The following is a 17,917-nucleotide window of genomic DNA, read 5'->3' on the forward strand; positions in this document are numbered from 1 at the left end:
TATATTCAAAAAATTTCAAGAAATTATTTTTTCTCTGATTTTTCCATTTTAGCTTTCAATGCTGCTAATACATCATTGTTATCACCTAAAGTTGCAGCTGGTGCATTTGTAGATGAAGATGCAGAAGAAGTATTTTCAGTAGCTGTTTTCACATTTTTCTCTTCTTCTTCACGGAAGATAGCAGTGTGAGAGGCAACTACTCTTTTGAATTCTTTATTGAATTCGATTACTTTGAAATCAGCTGAATCACCTTTTTTCAATTTCTTACCATCTTCTTTTTCAAGGTGACGAGTAGGAATGAAAGCAACGATATCATCTCCGAATTCTACAGTAGCTCCTTTGTCAACAATTTCAGAGATCTCTCCGTTGTGGATAGTTCCAACAGCGAATGAATCTTCATACTGATCCCAAGGATTAGCAGTAGTTTGTTTGTGACCTAAAGATAATTTACGTCCATCAACATCTAATTCTAATACTACTACATCAAGTTTTTCACCAACATTTACAAATTCAGATGGGTGTTTGATTTTCTTAGTCCAAGATAAGTCAGAGATGTAAATTAATCCATCAATTCCTTCTTCTAATTCTACGAAAATACCAAAGTTTGTAAAGTTTCTAACGATACCTGTATGTTTAGAACCTACTGGGTATTTAGAAGTAATGTCAGTCCAAGGATCTTGAGTCAATTGTTTGATACCTAATGACATTTTACGGTCATCTCTATCTAAAGTTAAGATAACAGCCTCAACAACATCTCCAACTTTTACGAAATCTTGAGCAGAACGTAAATGAGTAGACCATGACATTTCAGAAACGTGGATCAAACCTTCAACACCTTCAGCAACTTCAATAAATGCACCGTAATCAGCGATTACAACTACTTTACCTTTTACTTTATCTCCAATTGCTAATTTAGCATCAAGAGCATCCCAAGGGTGAGCGTTTAATTGTTTCAATCCTAATTGAATTCTTGTTTTCTCATCATCGAAATCAAGGATTACAACGTTTAATTTTTGATCTAATTCAAGAACTTCAGATGGGTGGTTGATTCTTGACCAAGAAAGGTCAGTAATGTGAATCAATCCATCAACTCCACCTAAGTCAATAAAGACACCATAAGAAGTAATGTTTTTAACAACACCTTCTAATACTTGACCTTTTTGTAATTGACCGATGATTTCTTTTTTCTGAATTTCGATATCCGCTTCAATAAGCGCTTTATGCGAAACAACAACGTTTTTGAATTCGTGGTTGATTTTCACAACTTTAAATTCCATCATTTTGTTTACGTAAACATCATAATCTCTAATTGGTTTAACATCAATTTGAGATCCTGGTAAAAACGCTTCAATTCCGAAAACGTCAACGATCATACCACCTTTAGTTCTGCATTTTACAAAACCATTAACGATTTCTCCTGTTTCGTTAGCCGAAATAACTCTATCCCAAGATTTGATAGTACGTGCTTTTCTATGAGATAAAACTAATTGACCAGTTTTGTCTTCACGGATGTCGATTAATACTTCAACAGTATCACCTACTTTTAATGCTGGGTTGTAACGGAATTCGTTTAATGAAATAACACCTTCCGATTTTGCGTTGATATCAACGATAACGTCTCTATCTGTAATTCTAACAACAGTTCCATCTACCACTTCTTCTTGATCAGTAGCGATAAAAGTTTTTGAAACTAGTTCTTCGAATTCTAATAAGTTTTTCTCATCAACAGCATCAATACCTTCTTCGAAATTGTGCCAGTTAAAATTTGCTAAAAACTCTTCTTGTGATTTTACTTGTTCAGACATGCTGATTAAAAATTTGTATTCTGTATTCTCTCGAGTTTCTTAAAGCGTTAGAAAACAGCAGAAGTTGTTTGTATAATTAGTTGAACCCTAAAGGAAACTCTTATTCACCAAAAGGTTTGCAAAAGTAACACTTTTATATTTATCCGCAAAATATTTAATCAATCATAATTTACAAGAAATCAAAATTTAACTCCTTGACTATCAATACCAAATATAAAAAGAATTAGAAGCGAATTATCGAGGCTTTTTCAGGTCTTAAAATTCCCGCTTTTCACTGTATCTTTTTTCTAGTTTCCAGCCCTCGAAAGGCTGTAAACTAGAAAAAAGGATGCCGTTTCAATCGGGGCTAAATCAGGTTTTATTATTCTATGTTTTAGAAAATTCCTCAATTAAAAATTATAATAGAACGCTTCCAGCCTTCAAAAGGCTGGTTGGTTTTGTAATACGCATCATTAAGACATAAAAAAACCGATAACTACTTTAAGTTATCGGTTTTTTAAATTTTTAATGTGTAAAACTTTCCAGCGCTTTTGGATCGTGTTTATGTTTGAACAAAACGGCAAACGCAATGGCGATAATCAAAGCATAAATAGCAAAAGTCAACCAGATCGTGTGCCAATCTTTCATGAAAATTTCTTTGCTTAATAGTCCATCAGTAGTAATTGCATTTCCTTGGCTTTTTATAAACTCTACCATTTTGGGATTAGTAGTTTCTGTCTGAAGAAAACTGGCTAAGTCTGTAGTGTTAGTAAATGATTTTGTGAAAAATTTATCAATAGCCCATCCAGAGGTTAAACTACCAAAAATAGCTCCTACTCCATTGGTCATCATCATAAATAATCCTTGAGCCGAAGAACGGTTTTTTGCATCAGTATTACTTTCTACAAATAAAGATCCTGAGATATTAAAAAAGTCAAACGCCATTCCATAAACCACACACGACATAACGATCATCCATAAACCAGTTGTCGGGTTTCCATAAGCAAATAATCCGAAACGCAATACCCAAGCCAACATACTGATCAACATCACTTGTTTAATTCCGAATCGTCTTAAAAAGAAAGGAATTGCCAATATAAATAAGGTCTCAGAAACCTGAGATATAGACATGATAATTGTAGAATAAGTAACAACAAAGGAATCTGCATATTTAGGAAAATGCTTAAATTCATCCAAGAAAACATCACCATAAGCATTCGTCAACTGCAAGGCTCCTCCTAAAAACATAGAGAAAACAAAAAACAACGCCATTTTATAATCGGCAAAAAACTTAAATGATTCTAACCCTAATGTTTCCATTAGCGAAGCATTTTCTTTAGATAATTTTTGTGGTTTACATTTTGGTAATGTAAAGGAATAAATACCTAAAATAAATGCGGCTAATCCAGCAATATAAAACTGGTACTCAGTAGCTTTATTACCACTTAAATTGGTTATCCACATCGCAGCTATAAATCCTATTGTTCCCCAGACTCTTATAGGAGGAAAATTACTGACAATATCTTTGTTATTGAGCTTGAGTGCAGTATAAGAAATAGAATTACTTAAAGCAATCGTTGGCATATAAAAACACATAGCCAAAAGCATAATGTAAATAAAAGTCTCCGGAGTTGAAACTTGCGGTATGTAAAATAGAACTACCCCATATAAAACATGAAGAATACCGTATAATTTCTCGGCATTGATCCATCTATCAGCCATTATTCCTGTTAAGGTTGGCATGAATAAAGAAGCAATTCCCATTGTTCCAAACACAAGGCCAAATTGTGTTCCGTCCCAATTCTTAGTACCAAACCAATAATTTGCAATTGTAATCAACCAAGCTCCCCAAACAAAAAACTGAAGAAAACTCATTATTATCAATCTATTTTTAATTCCCATGTGATGAATTGTTTTTTATTTTAAAAAAATAACAGGGCGTAAATCTACTATTTAAAATGAAATCTACAACTATTTATATCGATTTAGTGGTATCATTTACCAATTCTAAAACAACATCAAATTGCTCTTTACGATTCAGATAGGAATTATCAATCTCTACAGCATCATTAGCCATAACCAAAGGAGAATCTTCACGATTGGTATCGATATAATCACGCTCTTCTACATTTTTTAGCACTTCTTCAAATGTAACATCATCTCCTTTTGCAACAAGTTCATCGTAACGTCTTTTTGCTCTGGTTGTTGCGCTCGATGTCATGAATATTTTAAGCTCTGCCTCAGGAAAAACTACCGTACCAATATCTCTTCCATCCATAACAATCGCTTTGTCTTTTCCCATTTCTTTTTGCTGTTCTACTAGTTTAGCACGAACCTCAGAAACTTCGGCTACTTTACTCACAAAACGAGAAACTTCTATCGTTCTGATTTCAGTTTCAACATTTACGTCATTCAAATACATTTCGGCAAAACCTAAATCAGCGTTAAATTTGAATTGTAATTTAATAGATGGTAAGCTTTTTATCAAGGATTCTTTATCGAAAAATTCAGTACTGATTAATTCATTTTGCATAGCAAAAAAAGCTACAGCACGATACATCGCTCCTGTATCTACATAAACATATCCTAAGTAATTAGCCAGTTGCTTTGCTAAAGTACTTTTTCCAGTTGATGAAAATCCATCAATAGCGATAGTGATTTTTTTATCCAAAATTTAAATTTTAAAGTTTTATGTTATAAGAGAATATTTATTGAAAATTAATGGTCAATCCAAAAAGACTTGTATTTCCAGCTAATGTATACTTAGAATAGGAATAATTAAATTTAAGCTTATTCAATTTAAGTCCAAATCCCAATGATACTCCAGAAAAGTTACGCTGCTCTAAAATACGCAATTCTTCAGCTCTTCTAAAATTATATCCAAGACGCAAATTTAATGTTTTTTTAGGAAAAAGTTCAATCCCCATAATTACATGACGTAATGCGTTATTAAAAAATGACACTTTTTCAGGTGTTACTTTTCCGTCAATTGCGGCTTCTGCTCTTTCTGGATTTGCAAAAGCAATTTTCCATTGTTGCAAATTTTCCAATGTGAGATGCCATCGAATAGGCACATTTTCTAATTCCTGAGATACACCTGCAATAATTTCGAGTGGTAGTTTTTCATTGACATCATTGTAAGTAGAAAATTGTGTTCCAATATTTCGGATAGCTAAAGCCCAATTTATGTCATTTGCTTCATCAACATACAAAGCGCCAATATCTAGTGCTCCACCAAAAGAGTGATAGCTTTCTAAATTAGAGGAAATCAATTTAGCACTCGCTCCAAGATGAATAGCTGTAAAAGGAATATTATAAGCATAACCAAAAGAAACTGCTATTTCACTTCCTGTAAATGTATTTGTAGACAGCCCATTTTCATCATACCCATCAAAACTACCATAATTTACATAATTTATACCTGCCTGAAAAGTTTGTAAATGCTGATCGTAAGTATAAGCATAAGACGCTGTACCATAAGTAACTTCCTTAAAATAGCTTCCGTAATTTAAGGCCAAATGATTATGCATTTCTGTATTTATAGTTGCCGGATTAAACTGTGCTTGATTTACATCTTCATCATAGATGGTAATTACTTTACCTCCCAATGAAGCTTGTCTTGGCGAGGTAATTAAATTCAAAAACTGATAAGTATACTTACCTCCTATTTGACTGTAAGAAACAGTACAAATAAAAAGTAAAACGTATAATAAAGTTTTTTTTAGCATGCTTTAAAAGGAGCATTTTAGGATAGGAAAACGCATTTGCGAAGATAAAATTATAAATCTAAACTAAATCAAAAAAAAACTCTAAATTCCAATCCTTAAAATTAAGTTTGGAATTTAGAGTTTGAAAATTAAGATTACTTTAGCTATAAATCTTTAGCATTTTTTACATTCTGATCGGTTAGCGCAAACTGTAATACTTCGCTCATTTCCTTTACATAATGAAAAGTTAATCCTTCAAGATATTCTGCTTTTATTTCATCAATATCACTTTTATTTTCATGACACAAAATAATTTCTTTAATATTTGCTCTCTTAGCAGCTAATATTTTTTCTTTAATACCACCAACAGGTAAAACCTTTCCACGTAAAGTAATTTCGCCAGTCATAGCTAAGTTTTTCTTTACTCTTTTTTGAGTAAAAAGAGAAACAAGAGATGTCAACATCGCAATTCCGGCACTTGGTCCATCTTTTGGAGTGGCTCCCTCTGGAACATGGAGGTGAATGTTATACTTAGCAATTTTTTCTGAATCTAGTCCTAAAAGTTTCGTATTTGCTTTGATATATTCTAGAGCAATAGTGGCCGATTCTTTCATTACATTTCCTAAATTCCCTGTAATTGTCATCGTACCTTTTCCTGGCGAAAGTAGTGATTCTATAAAAAGTATATCCCCACCAACTGAAGTCCATGCCAATCCAGTTACAACACCAGCAACATCATTACTTTCGTATTTATCTCTTCCTAATCTTGGAACTCCTAATACTTTTAAGATATCTTCATCAGTAACTTTTTTATTATACTCTTCTTCCATTGCAAGAGATTTGGCAGCATTTCGGATCACTTGTGCAATTTTAGCTTCAAGACCACGAACACCCGATTCCCGAGTATAACCTTCAACGATTTTTTCTAATTGTTTTTTTCCAATAGTTAAATCTTTTAAAGTCATTCCGTGTTCTTTCAATTGTCTTGGAAACAAATGCTGACGCGCAATTTCTACTTTTTCTTCAATGGTATAACCAGACATTCTAATGATTTCCATTCTGTCTTGCAAAGCAGGCTGAATGGCTGCCATATTATTAGCAGTGGCAATAAACATTACTTTAGATAAATCATAACCCATTTCTAGGAAATTGTCATAAAAAGAATTGTTTTGCTCTGGGTCTAAAACTTCAAGCAATGCCGATGATGGATCACCACTGTGACTATTTGATAGTTTATCGATTTCATCTAAAACAAAAACCGGATTTGATGTTCCCGCTTTTTTCAAACTTTGTATTATTCTTCCAGGCATTGCCCCAATATAAGTCTTTCTATGACCTCTAATCTCCGACTCATCGCGCAAACCACCTAGAGAAATACGAACATATTCTCTTCCTAAGGCTTCAGCAATAGAACGACCAATTGAAGTTTTACCAACACCTGGAGGTCCTGTCAAACAAATAATTGGTGATTTCATATCATTTCGCAGTTTTAAAACGGCTAAATGTTCAATCATTCTTTTCTTTACATCTTCTAGACCAAAATGATCTTTGTCTAGAATTTTTTGAGCTCTTTTTAAATCAAAATTATCTTTAGAAAATTCATTCCATGGCAACTCTAAAAATAATTCTAAATAATTTCTTTGAATTCCAAAATCTGGTGCCTGCGGATTCATACGACGCATTTTTGACAATTCCTTTTCAAAATGCTTTTTCGTTTTCTCATCCCATTTCTTAGACAATGACTTCTGCAACATTTCGTCCATTTCCTCATCCTGAGATACACCACCTAATTCCTCTTGAATGGTTTTCATTTGTTGGTGAAGAAAATATTCGCGTTGTTGTTGGTCTAAATCAAAACGCACTTTAGATTGAATATCGTTTTTAAGTTCCAATTTTTGCAACTCAATATTCATATGTCTTAAAGTTTCTAGCGCCCTATCCTTAAGATGATTTATTGCTAATAACTCCTGTTTTTCTTTAACAGACAAATTCATGTTTGAAGTAACAAAATTGATCAAAAAAGATTGACTCTCAATATTCTTGATTGCAAAAGTTGCTTCGCTTGGAATGTTAGGACTTTCTTTAATAATCTGAATTGCTAATTCTTTGACGGAGTCGAGTATTGCTATAAATTCAGTATCATTTTTCTTAGGTCTTTTTTCTGGAACTTCCTTAATTTTGGCAGTGAGATAGGGTAATTCTTCAACAACAGATTCGATTTCAAATCGTTTTTTCCCTTGAAGTATCACCGTAACATTTCCGTCAGGCATTTTTAGAACTCTCAAAATACGAGCAACTGTTCCTATTCTATGAATATCATTTTTTGTTGGGTCTTCGTCATCCTCATTAATTTGAGCCACAACACCAATCGTTTTACCTGCTGCATTTGCATCGTTTATCAATTTAATTGATTTATCACGTCCTGCTGTAATTGGAATAACTACTCCAGGAAATAAAACCATATTACGCAGTGGTAAAATAGCCAACAATTCAGGTAAAGCTTCGTTATTCATTTCCTCCTCGTCTTCTGGAGTTAATAGTGGAATTAAATCTGCTTCCGAATCAAATTCTTGAAGTGACAGATTGTCAATAGTAAGTATTTTATGATTTGACATATATTGTTTTAAGTCTTTTTGTCATTAAAAAAAATCAATCTTTAAGCAAATATAAGATTTCAAAGTAGTCTAATATAATAAAATCTTAGTTTAACACTCATTATTTGCTAATGGCTAAAAGAGACAATCTCTATGCCAAAATATTATCCTTATCAACTATTTAAAATAGTGCAAACAATTATTAATGTTAGCATCAAGTAAATATATTAATCCCTTGAAAATCTGATAAAAGAAAATTAAAAGTTTAATTTTATAAACTGTAACAAACAATAAAAAAGTGCGTCTTTATAATAAATTACAACTAACTGTTTGAGTTTAGAACAAGAGAATATCGAAAAACTGATTTTGCTTTGTAAGCAAAAAAACCAAAAAGCACAATGCGAAGTTTATAATCGCTATGCTAAGGCTATGTACAATGTTTCCTATAGAATTGTAAAAGACGCCCATTTTGCTGAAGATGTAATGCAAGAAGGTTTTTTGAAAGCTTTTAATAAAATAAGCGATTTTAAACAAGAGGTTAGTTTTGGCGCATGGCTGAAAAGAATTATTGTTAACTCGAGTATTGATTTTTATAAAAAAAATAATCAATTTAAAACGGAAGATTTTGATACTGCCCTTTATAAAAAAGAAGAAAATGAAATTGATATTTCAGATGATGATTCCTTCAATAATTTAAAAGTACAACAGATTTTAGAAACTATTAATTCATTAAAATACAGTTACAGAATGATTTTGACACTGTTTTACATAGAAGGATATGATTCTGAAGAAATTAGTGAAATATTAAATATTAGCTATGCCAATTGCCGAACTACATTAAGTAGAGCAAAAGATTGTTTAAGAAAAAAATTAGGTGAGATATGAAAAAGGAAAATAAAAAAATAGACAACTTATTTCAAAAACTGGAGCATCAATGGGATATCGCAGAACTAGAGAAAGATCATAGCGAGAGATTTTTAAATAAATTAAACACTAAAAAACAATCAAAAAAATATTTTTTTCCACTTGCAATTGCTGCTTCAATAGCCATTTTATTAGGAATATTTGTTTTCTACACAAGCGAAGTGAAATCTAAAGAGTTTCAATTTGCATCAAAAGAAACAAGACAGACCGATTCTATTTTTAGTGTAATCATACAAAAAGAATTAAATAAAATAAAAGAAAAAAAATCTCCCGAAAATAAAAAAATCATTACTGATGCATTAAAACAAATGAAGGTTTTAGATAAGGATTATGATAAAATACTTCAAGAATTAAAAACCAATGGTGAAAGTAAGCAAATCATTTATGCCATGATTAGCAATCTTCAAACAAGAATTTCCTTCTTGCAAACAGTTTTACAACATATTGAAGAAAATGAACAATCTAAACAAATTCATGATGAAAAAACAATATAAAATACTGCTCTTGTTTATCATGTTTCCTTTTGTTGCATTTTCTACAGAAAATGATTTTAACTATTCAAAACAAAAAAATATTAACAAAGCTTATTATGTAAACTCAGATGCTACACTATATATCGATAATTCTTATGGTAATATTTCTGTTACAACTTGGAACGAAAATATAATAGAACTTGACATTAGTATTAAAGTAAGCGGTGATAATGAAAATTGGGTAAACCAACGCATAAATGATATAAATATTGATATAAATGCATTAAAAGGTATAATTTCAGCCAAAACTATACTAGGAAATTCTAGTTCGAAAAATAAAGGTAGAAATAATAGTTTTGAAATTAACTACACATTGAAAATCCCTAAAAACGCAAGTGTAAAACTCAATAATAAATACGGAAATATAAGTACCACTGATTTATACTCCTTAGCAGAAATTAATTGTAAATATGGCAAAATAAATTTAGGAAAGTTATTCAGTACTAGTGCAATACAAATTGATTATTGTTCTAATTCTAGTATTGATTTTTTTAAATATGGTTCGATAAATGCAAAATATTCTAATTTGAAAATTAATCAAGTTGGAAAAATAGATTTGATTTCAGACTATACCGATGTTGAAATAATTGAAAGTGATGTTGTAAAATACAACAGTAAATATGGTAAAATTAAAATTAAAAATGTGCAATCATTAGATGCCTCCGGAAATTATTTGACAATTAGAATAGGAGAAGTATTTAATCAATTGAAATTAAACACAAAATACAGCTCTTTAAAAATTGAAACTATAAATGATAAAGCAAATAGCATAAATATTATTTCTGGATATACAGGAATAGATATAGGATATGATAGCAATTTTGCTTTTGATTTTACTATCGATTTAAAATATGCAAATTTTAATCATAGTAATGAACTAGAAATTAATTCAAAAGAAGAAATTTCTAATTCAAAAAAATATATGGGATTTTACAAGAAAAAAGGAATCAATAATATTACTATAATCTCCGATTATGGGAACGTATCATTAACAAATAATCATTAATCAATAATCACAAAATCATGAAAAAATCAATTTATTTACTAGTTGCATGTACACTTTTAGCAACAACAATGGTTCAAGCTCAATGGAAGTCAAATCAAGGAATTAAAGGAAATGGAAATGTTATTTCTGAAAAGAGAACCACTTCCTCTTACGATAAAATTTCTGTAATAGGTTTTTTTGATGTCGAATTAGTTTCTGGAAAAGAAGGAGACATTACAATAAAGGGAGAAGAAAATTTGCTACCGCACATTATAATTGAAGTAGTAAATCAAGAGTTAAAAATTACCACAGAGAAAAACAAGAACATCAATACAAGTAAAGGAAAAAAAATTGAGATAAAAGTTCCTATAGAAACTATGAATCAAGTTTCATTGACTGGCTCTGGTGATATTACATCAAAAAAACTTATAAAATCAGACTCGTTTGTTGTTATATTAACCGGCTCAGGTGATATAAAATTAAGCGTTGAATCACAAAACGTCGACCTAAATCTTACTGGATCAGGCGACATTGTACTCAATGGTAAGACAGAAAATATAACTAGCAACTTAAACGGATCTGGAGATATCAAAGCAAGTAGTCTATCAGCAAAGAATGCTAAAGTTACAGTTTCTGGTTCAGGTGATAGTTCAGTTTCTTGTTCAGAAAGTATTCATGCTAGAGTAAATGGATCAGGTGATATCAAATATATAGGAGATCCACAAAACAAGGACACTAAAGTAAGTGGTTCTGGAAGCATAAAAAAAGTATAAATATAAATTAGAATGGAGATTTTAAAAAAGGTGTTTTATTAATTTAAAACACCTTTTTTTGGTACTCTATTTAGTAAAACTACAGCAATTACAAAAAACACAGCTAAAGACGCTATTCCAAATCTTGGACTTCCTGTTGTTTGATCAATTATACCATAAACCAACATTCCTATTACAATTCCAATCTTTTCAGCTACATCATAAAAACTAAAAAAGGAAGCGGTATCTTCTGTCTCAGGTAACAATTTCGAATAGGTAGAACGAGATAGCGATTGTATTCCTCCCATAACAAAACCAACAACTGTTGCCATAACATAAAATTCTAGCGGTTGGCTTATAAAGAATGCTCCCACACAAATTAATACCCAAAATCCATTTATAAATATCAAAGTAGGTATGTTTCCAAATTTTTCTGAAGCTTTTGAAGTAACCAAAGCTCCAATAATAGCTACTAATTGAATTAATAAAATACATATTATTAATCCTATGGTACTTTCTTCTTTAGAGGACCAAGCAATTTCTTGAGCTCCAAAATAAGTAGCCACTAACATAGCCGTTTGTACAGCCATACTCGACACAAAAAAGCTTCCTAAATAACACTTTAAAACAAGATTAGCTTTCAAAATAGACCATACTTTTTTTAACTCTTTAAATCCATTAAAGATAACATGATGAGTCACTTTTTGATTCTTATTTTTATTCCCTTTAGGCAAAAAATAGTAAGAATATTGGCTAAAAAGAATCCACCACACTCCCACCATTACAAACGAATAGCGCATCGCCTTCATAGCAGCTTCCCCATCAGTACCTGTTATATTAAAAAGTTTTGGTTTCATTATCATTGCTAAATTAATAACTAATAAAATGACACTTCCAATATATCCCATAGAATAACCTTTGGCGCTAATTTTATCCTGCTGTTCAACAAAAGCAATATCTGGTAAATAAGAATTATAAAAAACTAAACTTCCCCAATAGCCAATTAAACCAAAAAAATAAAATACTAGTCCAACGTAAATATTATCTAAATCAAACCAATATAATCCCATACAGGATAAAGCTCCTAAATAACAGAAGAATTTCATGAAAGCTTTTTTATTACCCACATAATCTGCAATACCAGATAATAGTGGAGATAGAAAAGCTACTAGCAAAAATGCAGCGGCAGTAACAAAGCTAATTAAAGCAGAATTCTTTAAACTAAAACCAAATACAGTGATATAATGACTTCTATCAGAAAAAAGAGCTTCATAAAAAATAGGAAAAACTGCTGACACAATTGTCAGTGTATAAACTGAATTTGCCCAATCGTAAAAAGCCCAAGCATTTAATAATTTCTTATTCCCTTTTGGTAAATCTGCCATATCATTATTTTTTTTGCGAATTTATCCAATATTATTTAAAAAACTAATTTTTAAGTATTAACAAATTCTTTCTAATTATTATTTACTTTAAATAAAAAAAGGCTACTCTCATTTGAGAATAGCCTTTTAAAATTTTATACAGAATATTATTTTATAATTCCAACCTTAGCCGCAGTTGCTTTTGCTTCTGGAATTAATGCTTGTAAGTTTGCAATTCTGGTCGCATCTGATGGGTGAGTACTCATAAATTCTGGTGGAGCTTGACCTGAAGACTGTGCTGCCATTCTAGACCAAAAAGTAATTGATTCCTCTGGGTTGTATCCTGCAATAGCCATTAAAGTTAAACCTATTTTGTCTGCTTCTGTTTCATGATTTCTACTAAAGGGTAACATCACTCCAACTTGAGAACCAATACCATAAGCTTGACTCCAAATTTGTTGTGTTTGTTGACTTTTTCCAGAAGTTGCAACTGAAACTCCAGCTCCAACAATTTCTTGTAATTGTGAAGCACTCATACGTTGTGCTCCGTGGTTTGCCAATGCGTGAGAAACCTCATGTCCCATTACAGTTGCTAAACCAGCATCATTCTTAGTCACAGGCAAAATCCCTGAATACACCACAATTTTTCCTCCTGGCATACACCAAGCATTTACTTCCTTACTATCAATTAATTTATATTCCCAACGATAGTCTTTTAAATATTCACCTTGACCTAAATATTTCAAATATTTTTCAGCTGCTGCTTTAATTTTCATTCCAACAACTTCCACTTTTTTAGCGTCAGCAGTACCACTAATAACTTTATTTTCTTTCAAAAAAGTTCCATATTGTTGAAAAGCAGACGGAAACAGCTCACTATTGGAAACTAAATTTAAAACTTTTTTACCTGTAATAGGGTTAGTTGCGCAAGAATACACTAAGACTAGCATCAGTATCCCTAAAAATATATTTTTTTTCATAATCTAATTTTTATTATTAAAGCAAATATACTAGTATTATAAATTTAATTATTTACATAATTAAAAAAAAAAATTTCAAAATTATAGTTATTTTAAGAGTGAAAGAGAACATTATAAAGTATTTTAATAGAACTAATAAAAACAATCTAGATAAAAAAAATTTTACTAATCATTTTTTTAAATGATTAGTATTTTATAATCATATAGTTAAAATGAGTATTTATTTTGAGTAAAATTAATAATAAATAAAATTCTAAAGTAAGAATCTAAGTAACTTATATCTGTTAAATTGCAAATTCAATTAATAATATTATTTGTACTTTAAAATATAATTTCGGATAAAAACTCAAAATATATTTTGTAAATAATCATTTAGATTAAATTTTATTTTTCTGGTAAAATGTTAAGAATGATTAGAAAAACTGATAAAAACAGTACTTTTATATTTTTTAAGAATTATAAAAATATAAAATCGCATAAATAAATCTTATGACAAAGAAATCTTCCGTTCATACTCAAGCTTTAAAAATTCCCAAAATAATTTTAGTAACCAGTAAAATAATTGCTTCTATATCACCCAAACTAATTACACTATTTGCAGCAAGACTCTTTACTTCTCCTATAAAACATAAAGTGCCAAAGAGAGAATTAGAAATGGAGCTTAAAAGTCATCAAAAAACAATTTTAATACCATCAATTAACAAAGAAGTTGTTTTGTATCAATATGGAGAAAGTCAAAAAAAAGTTTTATTAGTACATGGATGGTCAGGCCGTGGTACTCAATTATTTAAAATTGCTGATGAACTGCAAAAAGTTGGTTATTCTACTGTTAGTTTTGATGCTCCAGCACATGGAAAATCTCCTGGGAAAATGACCATAATGACTGATTTTATAGAAACAATTTTAGAAATCGATAATCAATTAGGCCATTTTGAAGCCGCAATTGGTCACTCTTTAGGAGGAATGTCAGTTCTTAACGCAATAAAAAAAGGATTGAAAGTAAATCATGCAGTTGTAATTGGTAGTGGAGATATTGTAGAAGATATAATGGATGATTTCGTGGCTAAATTAGAGTTAAATCCGAAAATAAGTAAATTGATACAATTGCATTTTGAAAATAAATATGGCATTGAAATGAATAGTTATTCGGCATATTTAGCTGCTGCTAAAACTGACATTCCAGTTTTAGTAATCCATGATCAAAATGACCCTGAAGTACCAGTAAAAGCTGGAATTCATATTCATGAAAATTTAAAAAATGGAGAATTAATGCTTACAGAAGGATTAGGTCACCGAAAAATTCTTGGAAATACAGCTGTAATTGAAAAAACAATTCAGTTTATTAATTCATGAAGATTATAATTAAAAAACTTTAACGCAAAAAAGATGAAATATCAAATTGAAAAATCAGAAGATGAATGGAAATCAGAACTTGGAGAAGAACGCTATAGAATTCTTCGTAAAAAAGGAACTGAATATCCACATACAGGAAAATATAATTTAAACTTTGAAAAAGGAACTTACTGCTGTGGAGCATGTGGAGAACCTTTATTTGAAAGTAATACTAAGTTTGATGCGCATTGTGGATGGCCTTCATTTGACGAATCAATTCCTGAAAAAGTAGAATACATTTCTGATGTAACTCATGGGATGAAACGCACCGAAATACTATGTGCAAATTGCGGAAGCCATTTAGGTCATGTTTTTGATGATGGACCTACAAAAACCGGTCAACGTTATTGTGTTAACTCTCTATCTGTTGATTTTAAAGAGGAATAATCGTGGATTTATTTGGAAATTCAAATGATTGGGATAAAAAACTTTATCCAATTCTAAAAAAATATAAAGGCAAAAAGCATCCATTAGAGTATCAAAATTTATATCAGTTAGTGGTGATGGTAGTGTTATCTGCTCAAGATTCTGATGCAAATATAAACACCATCGCTCCTCCATTATTTAAAGTTTACCCTAATATGGAAAGTTTAGCTATTTCCAATGTAGAAGCGATAATTCCGTATATATCGAAAGTTAAAAATTTTGGAAATAAAGCGCGTTGGTTAATAGAAATTTCAAAAATAATTAAGAAAGACAGCAATATTCCTCTAACAATGGATGGTTTGATCGCGCTAAAAGGGATTGGAAGAAAATCAGCCAATGTCATTATGAGAGAAGCAAAAATGCCAGCAGTAGGTGTCATAGCTGATTTACACGTAATACGTGTTGCACCCAGAATTGGATTAATAACAGAAACCAAAGATGGCATTAAAGCTGAGAAACAATTAATGCAAGTGCTTCCACAAGAAATTTGGGGCAAAATTGGGATGGCTATTTCTTTCCTCGGAAGAGAAATTTGTAGACCAATACCCAAATGTATAGAATGCCCAATTAAGGAAATTTGTCTTTATTATTCAAAAATTATAAAGTAACAAATAGGCCTAAGCTTAAATTCTAAAATAAATCCTCTTATATAAAAGAAGATTTAAATTCTGGTTTTACTCTTTTTTTAGAAGCTTGTTCATAAGCGTAACCAATTGCTATTAATGTATTTTCAGTATAGGGTGTTCCAAAAAAAGAGAGACCTACTGGTAAATTATAAACAGTACCGCAAGGAACGGTAATATGAGTAAAACCACTAATTGCAGCTGGTGTAGTTAATGAATACTCTCCCCAGCGATCTCCGTAAATAGTATCTATGCTACAAGTTGGCCCCATGGTTATACCACAAATAGCATCTAATTTTTTCTCTCTAAAAATAGCATTTAAAATATTTTTACTAGTAAAATGACTTTTTTCTAAAGCTTCTAAATATTTTTTATCATCCAAATCAGTTTTCGCATTTGAACTTTCTAATAATTCTTGTTTAAAATATGGCATTGCTTTATCTTCATTATCATTATTAAACTTAATGACATCATTCAAATTTTTTACTTTTGAATTTGCAGAAGCTAAATAACCATTTAATCCCTCCTTAAATTCAAATTGTAAAACCTCAAATTCAGAATTACTTAAAGAATTAATTTCATCTAAATAATCAATTTCAATTATTAAAGCACCTTGTTTTTTTAAAAGTTCTAAAGTCTCTTCAAAAAGAGCGTTAACATATTTGTTAGTTCCTTGTTTTTTTTTCTCTACCCCAATTCTCTTTCCATTTAAAGCATTTATATCTAAAAATTTAGTATAATCGGTAAAACTTTTCCCTCTGCTTTCTTCGGTAACTGTATCATTTGAATCTATAGCTGCTAATACTCCTAATAAAATGGCGGCATCATGAACCGTTCTAGCCATAGGACCTGCCGTATCTTGTGTTTTTGAAATAGGTATTATTCCCGTTCTACTCACTAAACCAACATTTGGTTTAATACCTACAACACCGTTTACAGATGCAGGACAAACTATAGAACCGTCTGTTTCAGTTCCTACTGAAACTACACACAAATTTGCAGATACAGCTGCACCTGAACCTGCACTTGAACCGCAAGGATTATGATCTAAAAAATATGGGTTTTTAGTTTGACCACCTCTACTACTCCACCCTGAACAAGACTTTGTGGAACGAAAATTAGCCCATTCACTTAAGTTAGTTTTTCCTAGTATTATAGCTCCAGCTTCTCGCAACTTAGTAACAATAAAAGCATCTTTTAAAGCAATATTTCCTACTAAAGCTAATGATCCTGCTGTAGTTTGCATTTTATCAGCTGTATCAATATTATCTTTTATTAAAACTGGAATACCGTGTAAAGGACCTCTTTTTTTATTAGATTTCAATTCTGAATCCATAGTTTTTGCAATGGATATTGCATCAGGATTCAATTCAATTACAGAATTTAATTTTGCTCCTTTATTGTCAATACCTTCAATACGTTGCAAATACAACTTAACCAATTGTTCAGAACTATATGTACCAGAACTCAACTTTTCTGTTAAACTACTTATTGTTTCTTCATCTAACTCAAAAGGTTCGTATGATTGAAATATATTATCCGTGTTATTATCTCTATTTTTATTTTCACATCCAGAAATTAAAAATGTAGATAAACCTGCTGATGCTAAAGTAGCGGTAGTTAAAAAAGCTCTTCTTTTCATAAATAAAATATAGACTATATTAATAATTTAAACAATTAATCAAATCTAGTTTATATTTAGTAATTTTTAAAATTTATAATTAAAAAATCGCTTTAATTAGTTAGTTTATTAATAAGTAAATTTTAATAATAATTAAAACATTCTATAATACTTTTAATTACAAATAAAATAGAAGATTAAAATGGGGATTTGATATAAAACAAAAAACCCC

General features: G+C 30.6%; 15 protein-coding genes. 7 read left to right on the forward strand and 8 right to left on the reverse strand.

Features of this window, described 5'->3' with window-relative positions; all coding sequences use genetic code 11:
* Nucleotides 1–23 precede the first annotated feature (23 nt).
* The 5 genes from rpsA to lon form a co-directional block, all read right to left on the reverse strand.
* Nucleotides 24–1,805 (reverse strand): 30S ribosomal protein S1, encoded by a 1,782-nt coding sequence (rpsA, locus tag H2650_RS12040; RefSeq protein WP_188051060.1) that lies wholly within the window; start codon nt 1,803–1,805, stop codon nt 24–26.
* Between the two features lie 504 nt (nt 1,806–2,309).
* Nucleotides 2,310–3,686, reverse strand: coding sequence for a nucleoside permease (locus tag H2650_RS12045; protein WP_188051061.1), 1,377 nt, complete (start codon nt 3,684–3,686; stop codon nt 2,310–2,312).
* 73 nt (nt 3,687–3,759) lie between these two features.
* A complete protein-coding gene (cmk, locus tag H2650_RS12050) occupies nt 3,760–4,455 on the reverse strand; it encodes a (d)CMP kinase (RefSeq protein WP_188051062.1) in 696 nt (231 codons plus the stop codon).
* A 37-nt stretch (nt 4,456–4,492) separates the two neighbouring features.
* A complete protein-coding gene (gene porQ / locus H2650_RS12055) occupies nt 4,493–5,512 on the reverse strand; it encodes a type IX secretion system protein PorQ (RefSeq protein ID WP_188051063.1) in 1,020 nt (339 codons plus the stop codon).
* 143 nt (nt 5,513–5,655) lie between these two features.
* Entirely contained in the window at nt 5,656–8,106 is a 2,451-nt protein-coding gene (lon, locus tag H2650_RS12060; protein WP_188051064.1) for an endopeptidase La, read from the reverse strand.
* A 309-nt stretch (nt 8,107–8,415) separates the two neighbouring features.
* On the opposite strand from lon, the gene H2650_RS12065 reads away from it, so the two are divergent.
* Genes H2650_RS12065 through H2650_RS12080 form a run of 4 tightly spaced genes read left to right on the forward strand, consistent with a single transcriptional unit; the run spans nt 8,416 to nt 11,300 of the window.
* Nucleotides 8,416–8,970 (forward strand): RNA polymerase sigma factor, encoded by a 555-nt coding sequence (locus H2650_RS12065; protein ID WP_188051065.1) that lies wholly within the window; start codon nt 8,416–8,418, stop codon nt 8,968–8,970.
* A complete protein-coding gene (locus tag H2650_RS12070) occupies nt 8,967–9,503 on the forward strand; it encodes an anti-sigma factor (protein WP_188051066.1) in 537 nt (178 codons plus the stop codon). Before H2650_RS12065 ends, H2650_RS12070 begins: the two co-directional genes overlap by 4 nt.
* Complete coding sequence (locus H2650_RS12075; protein WP_188051067.1) at nt 9,487–10,548, forward strand: hypothetical protein; 1,062 nt, start codon at nt 9,487–9,489, stop codon at nt 10,546–10,548. Before H2650_RS12070 ends, H2650_RS12075 begins: the two co-directional genes overlap by 17 nt.
* Before the next feature lie 17 nt (nt 10,549–10,565).
* Nucleotides 10,566–11,300, forward strand: a complete 735-nt coding sequence (locus tag H2650_RS12080; RefSeq protein WP_188051068.1) for a head GIN domain-containing protein — start codon at nt 10,566–10,568, stop codon at nt 11,298–11,300.
* 38 nt (nt 11,301–11,338) lie between these two features.
* Here H2650_RS12080 and H2650_RS12085 read toward each other — a convergent pair whose 3' ends face one another.
* A complete protein-coding gene (locus tag H2650_RS12085; RefSeq protein ID WP_188051069.1) occupies nt 11,339–12,664 on the reverse strand; it encodes an MFS transporter in 1,326 nt (441 codons plus the stop codon).
* 146 nt (nt 12,665–12,810) lie between these two features.
* Nucleotides 12,811–13,623 carry a M48 family metallopeptidase gene (locus H2650_RS12090; RefSeq protein WP_188051070.1) on the reverse strand — a complete coding sequence of 271 codons (813 nt, stop codon included), beginning with the start codon at nt 13,621–13,623 and terminating at the stop codon, nt 12,811–12,813.
* 489 nt (nt 13,624–14,112) lie between these two features.
* Here H2650_RS12090 and H2650_RS12095 point away from each other — a divergent pair, with 489 nt between their 5' ends.
* Genes H2650_RS12095 through nth form a run of 3 tightly spaced genes read left to right on the forward strand, consistent with a single transcriptional unit; the run spans nt 14,113 to nt 16,049 of the window.
* Nucleotides 14,113–14,976, forward strand: a complete 864-nt coding sequence (locus H2650_RS12095) for an alpha/beta hydrolase (protein ID WP_188051071.1) — start codon at nt 14,113–14,115, stop codon at nt 14,974–14,976.
* Nucleotides 14,977–15,009: 33 nt separating this feature from the next.
* A complete protein-coding gene (gene msrB / locus H2650_RS12100) occupies nt 15,010–15,402 on the forward strand; it encodes a peptide-methionine (R)-S-oxide reductase MsrB (RefSeq protein ID WP_188051072.1) in 393 nt (130 codons plus the stop codon).
* A gap of 2 nt (nt 15,403–15,404) precedes the next feature.
* On the forward strand, nt 15,405–16,049 hold the full coding sequence (nth, locus tag H2650_RS12105) for an endonuclease III (RefSeq protein ID WP_188051073.1): 645 nt from the start codon (nt 15,405–15,407) through the stop codon (nt 16,047–16,049).
* Between the two features lie 37 nt (nt 16,050–16,086).
* Here the strand turns inward: nth and H2650_RS12110 are convergent, their stop codons facing one another.
* Nucleotides 16,087–17,706, reverse strand: coding sequence for an amidase (locus tag H2650_RS12110; RefSeq protein ID WP_188051074.1), 1,620 nt, complete (start codon nt 17,704–17,706; stop codon nt 16,087–16,089).
* Nucleotides 17,707–17,917: the final 211 nt, after the last annotated feature.

The organism is Flavobacterium sp. GP15 (genome assembly GCF_014281985.1).
Lineage (GTDB): Bacteria > Bacteroidota > Bacteroidia > Flavobacteriales > Flavobacteriaceae > Flavobacterium > Flavobacterium pygoscelis.